The organism is Halolamina salina (genome assembly GCF_042678005.1).
GTDB lineage: Archaea > Halobacteriota > Halobacteria > Halobacteriales > Haloferacaceae > Halolamina > Halolamina salina.
In genome coordinates, this window is the sequence record NZ_JBHUDH010000040.1 from 1 (window position 1) to 2,663 (window position 2,663).

Below are 2,663 nucleotides of genomic sequence, written 5' to 3' on the forward strand. Positions count from 1 at the left end.
CTCGAACCGCTGGTCGGCGTACTCGACGCCCGCCAGATCGCGGAGTCGCTCCTCGGAGACGCCCCCGCTCGTGACGTCGCTCCCGGCGACGGCGACGCCGCTGGTGACGATGGCGCGGATCCCCTCCTCGACGGTCATGTCCACGTCCATCACGCGGTCGGCGGGCATGTGGACCAGATGGCCGCCCATCACGGGGTTGGGCGCCAGCGGGAGAAACAGCGTGAGCATCTCGGCGTGGCCCGCCGGGTCCGACAGCGCGGCGGGCGTCTCGGTGGTGACGAACCCCAGCGTGTACGCGCCCTCGTGGGGGAACTCCACCAGCTTCACCTCCCGGAAGCTCTGGGTGTCGGACTCGAGCATCACGTTGCTCATCTGCCTGAAGGAGTCGTAGACGCCGCCGACCGCGGGGATCTGCGAGATGAAGTAGTCGAAGTAGTCCACCGCGCGCTCGCCCCACTTGGTGGTGTTCGTGAAGATGCCCACCACCATGATCACCGCCAGCAGGATCACCGGCGTGACCAACTGGATCACCAGGACGCTGGCGGGGATGTCGCCGATGAACGGGAGGATCACCTCCTCGTCGGCGGCGACGATCCCCTTTGCGAACCACGAGAGGTAGTTGTAGACGTACTGGAACGCGACCGCCAGCACGATGACCGTGACCAGCACCGGCACGACGACCGCAAGCCCCGTGACGAACGCCTCTCGGAGCGTCTCGCGGGTCGACTTCCTGACGCGCTGGTCCATCCGCAGGTCCGACTCGTCCATTCGTTCCGATCAACGCAGTGACTCCCGCTAAAGCCTTCGGCCTCCCCGGAGTCGCGGCGTCGCCGGCCGGCCACGACGCCCACCACGCTTTCCCCGACGCCGCGCGTTGGTCGGGGTATGGCTCCCATCGACGGACTGCTCGTGGGGATCGTCAGCCTGCTCGTCGGCGCGCTCGCGATCCACGTCGGCGCGAGGCTGGTCGTCGGCGACGACCCGGCGTTCGGCGACGCCGTCCTCGCCGCCGCCGTGGGCGCACTGGTGTACGCGCTGTTCGGCTTCGTCGGCGGGATCCCGGTGGTCGGCCCGGCGCTGCTGCTCCTGCTGTGGATCGGCGTCGTGAACTGGCGCTACCCCGGCGGCTGGCTCGGCGCCGCGGGGATCGGCTTCGCGGCGTGGCTGGCGGCGATCGTGCTGCTGTGGATCCTCTCGCGGGTCAATCTCGTCGAGATCGGCGCGCTGGGCATCCCGGGCGTCTGAGGGCGAGCGTTGGTTCCGGTTCCCTCCGCCGAACGGGGTACGTACCGTCGGATACTGATCCCGACGCTGGTGGTCGGCGGGGCGGGGACGGCATAAACCGGGGGCGGCCCCGCCGCTCTCAGGCGATCACGTCGACGACGAGCAGCAGGCCGACGACGACCGTGAGGCTCCCGACGACGAAGCCGACCAGCCGGGCACTGTCGTCCATCTCGATCTCCGATGGCTGCTGAGTCGTCCCGGCGGACTTGAGCCAGCGGTTGAGCCAGTCGATCGCCGGGTGATCGATCGCGAGGAGGGCGCCGCCGACGGCGAGGAACACGCCGAATAGGACCTGTTCGACTGCGACCATGGCGGGTAGCTGTCGGCGGGGAGGATAGTTCTGTTCGTTGTCGTCGTGTGTCGTGGGTCGGTCTACACGATCGCGGCAACAGGCTCCGAGCGATCAACAAACCGTCGATCGCCGGTCACAAGCCGCGATCGGCTTACTGCGTCGCGAAGCTCTCGGTCACGACCTCGTCCTCGAGTTCGGCCTCCGTCGGCTCGAACTCCTCGCGGTGGACGATGTCGTCGACGGGGCGGCGGAACTTCCGGGGCGTGTTCGTGTCGGCGGCGTTGGGCGCGGCGTGGCCCATCGTCACCAGCATCACCGGCTCGTACTGCTCGTCGCCGTCGAACTCCTCGTGGAGCGCGTCGGGGTCGAAGCCGCCGACGGGACAGGTCGACAGCCCCTCGGCGCGGGCGGCGTGCATCAGCGTCATCGCCGCCAGCGAGGTGCTCTTGGTCGCCCAGACGCGGTTGGTCTCCTCGTCGCGGTCGGCCATCCCCTCGATCGTCTCGAGCAGGCCCTCCTTGGCCTCCTCGTTCGGGAGGTACCCCTTCCGGAGCTGGTCCTCGGCGACCGCCTCGCCGTGGGCGCTGGGGTCGGTGTTGCCCAGCACCGCGACGGCGACGGGGGCGTCGGCGACGTGCTCCTGCCCGTAGGCGACCTCCTGCAGGCGCTCGCGGTTCTCCTGCTCGGTCAGGACGAGGAACTCCCACGGCTGGAGGTTGTAGCTGGAGGGGCTGTAGCGGACGCGCTCAAAGACAGCCTCGATCGTCTCCTCGGCGACCGGCTCGTCGCTGTACTCGTGGACGCTGCGGCGGGTCAGGACGGCGTCGTCGAACTCCATACCGGAGACGGACGGTTCGCGGTTTAATGCCTGTCGAGTCGGGCGTAATTAGGTCACGGTCGGGTCAGCGGGTGGCGTCGGTGTCACCCTCCTGTCGGCCGACTCACCGGACGACCGTGACGGGGATCGGCGACTCGCGGACCACCTTCTCGGCGACGCTGCCCAGCAGCATTCGCGAGACGCCGGTCCGGCCGTGGCTCCCGACGACGAGGTGATCGTACGCCGGGGCGTCCACGTCGTCGCTGTCGC

General features: G+C 69.1%; 5 protein-coding genes. 1 reads left to right on the forward strand and 4 read right to left on the reverse strand.

What is annotated here, in order from left to right; genetic code table 11:
- On the reverse strand, nucleotides 1–768 hold a 768-nt coding region (locus ACFR9S_RS05090), incomplete at its 3' end, for a DUF502 domain-containing protein (protein ID WP_379818197.1).
- A gap of 117 nt (nucleotides 769–885) precedes the next feature.
- Here ACFR9S_RS05090 and ACFR9S_RS05095 point away from each other — a divergent pair.
- The gene (locus tag ACFR9S_RS05095; RefSeq protein WP_379818198.1) at nucleotides 886–1,245 is read left to right on the forward strand and encodes a hypothetical protein; all 360 of its coding nucleotides are present in this window, start codon (nucleotides 886–888) and stop codon (nucleotides 1,243–1,245) included.
- A 118-nt stretch (nucleotides 1,246–1,363) separates the two neighbouring features.
- Here the strand turns inward: ACFR9S_RS05095 and ACFR9S_RS05100 are convergent, their stop codons facing one another.
- The 3 genes from ACFR9S_RS05100 to ACFR9S_RS05110 all read right to left on the reverse strand — a co-directional run.
- The gene (locus ACFR9S_RS05100) at nucleotides 1,364–1,594 is read right to left on the reverse strand and encodes a hypothetical protein (RefSeq protein WP_379731612.1); all 231 of its coding nucleotides are present in this window, start codon (nucleotides 1,592–1,594) and stop codon (nucleotides 1,364–1,366) included.
- Nucleotides 1,595–1,727: 133 nt separating this feature from the next.
- A complete protein-coding gene (locus tag ACFR9S_RS05105) occupies nucleotides 1,728–2,414 on the reverse strand; it encodes a nitroreductase family protein (RefSeq protein ID WP_379818199.1) in 687 nt (228 codons plus the stop codon).
- A gap of 103 nt (nucleotides 2,415–2,517) precedes the next feature.
- The coding region (locus tag ACFR9S_RS05110) for a universal stress protein (RefSeq protein ID WP_379818206.1) at nucleotides 2,518–2,663 on the reverse strand (146 nt) is incomplete at its 5' end.